The sequence below is a fragment of the uncultured Campylobacter sp. genome (genome assembly GCF_938045595.1).
Taxonomy (GTDB): Bacteria; Campylobacterota; Campylobacteria; order Campylobacterales; family Campylobacteraceae; genus Campylobacter_B.
Map to the genome: position 1 here is coordinate 1 of NZ_CALIBB010000105.1, position 1,734 is coordinate 1,734.

Below are 1,734 nucleotides of genomic sequence, written 5' to 3' on the forward strand. Positions count from 1 at the left end.
ATGAATACAACCGCGCCCACGGCATAACCCCGCATTCTGCGAGCCGCAATATCGAAGAAAGTCTAAAGATCGAGGACGGCACCGAAATTTTAAGAAAGGGCGCCAACTTAGAGAAGATGCCTGCCGCCGAGCGCGCCAAGATCGTAAAGGAACTGCGAAAGCAGATGCTTGATGCCGCGGCAGCGCTGGAGTTTGAAAAGGCCGCGGCGCTGCGCGATGAGATCGCAAAGCTTAGGAAGCTGTAAATCGCGAGACTCGAAACGCCCTGAAATTTCGTCGTGAAATTTGCGCATTAAATTCCACCTGGCGGAGCATTAAATTTGCGCGCATAACACAGAGTGAAATTTACGCGCCAAATGCCGTCAGGCAGAGCATTAAATTTGCGCGATCTGCGCGGCAAATGCCGCGAGATAGAGCGTAAATTTGGGCGTGATGCGAGACGGCGAGTTTTGAAATTTAATCATTAAATTTAAATAATTCGCGCAGGAATGCCGCAAGGTGAAATTTTAAAATTTACTCATTAATTTTAGATAGTTTGAGGCGGATTGCTGCGAGAGCGGTTTTAAAATTTGTTCGCTAAATTTAAGATGGTTTACGCGCAAAATTTATACATCATTTTTCTCGTTTTCTCGCTAAATTTACACTCCGCACCCCTGCTGCGCCGGACGCCCCATCCACAATTTGCGAGCCAAATTTGCTCGCGCTTAAAATTTCTACTTTCAGCTTGCTTTGATCTCAAATTTTACTCGGCGGCGCTTGCGCGGCAATCTGCTTTATAAATTTCAAAACAGACCGCCAAGAGCTTTAAAAATTTCACGGGCAAACTCTGCGATCGAAATTTTATAGAATTTTAAAAAGGCATAAATTTTACGAGCAAAATTTTATAAAATTTTAAGGAGCGCAAAATTTCGCTGCGCGCCTCTTTGCTTACGGCGCTTTTTAATTCGCGTTCTGCGCGCCAAATCGCTAAATTCGCGGCGCGCGTCCCGTCCTTTCCTAGACGCCCGATCCGTAAATCTACGCGCCGAACTTTTTGCTCTCGTCGACTTCCCTATCCGCAAATTTGCGCGCCGAGCTTTTTGTTTCAGCCCGCTTTTGATCCGCAATTTGCGAGCCTGATTTGCGGCAGTCGCACTACCCCACTCTATACCGCCGCGCGCCTTTACGCTTTTTTTGCATCTCTCCGCACCCATCTTCGACTTTTTCCCGCGCGCGCCCCGCGTTTAAATTCTGTCGCTTCGCTCGCTCAATCCGTAGCGGCTACGAGCGGACATGCACTCAGACGCCGAGTTTGCACGTACTTTTTACTCGCCGTTGTGCGCGGATACTTTCAAAATTTTACGTAGAATTCCAAGCCTACCCGCACCTACATTCGTGCCGCAGTAATAAACGCTCACTTTGAGGATACGAACGAAGTATTTACGTGACACGGCGCGGAAAATGAAATTTAGACGCCGCCTTGTCAAAGCGTATCTTAGCCGCTGCAGTGCGCCACAAAATTTCAAAACGACAACGAGCCGAGATTTAAATTTATCTGTGAGAGTGCGCCATAGTGCGCCGATTTACGCGCTGTATAAATTTTAAAATCGCCTCTAAATTTAAAATTTTATCCGCTGTTAATACTCCCCGCAAAGCTCTAAATTTTCCACGCGCAGCGGTCTTTCGCCCTCGAAAATCACCCCGATGCCGAAAGGATCGCAAATATCAAGCGCGCCCTCGGCAAACCTCAGTAGC

1 protein-coding gene is annotated in these 1,734 nt (G+C 47.6%); it reads left to right on the forward strand.

What is annotated here, in order from left to right; genetic code table 11:
* Positions 1 to 245: UvrB/UvrC motif-containing protein (locus Q0340_RS04285; protein WP_298082305.1), on the forward strand; the 245-nt coding region annotated here is incomplete at its 5' end.
* Positions 246 to 1,734 lie beyond the last annotated feature (1,489 nt).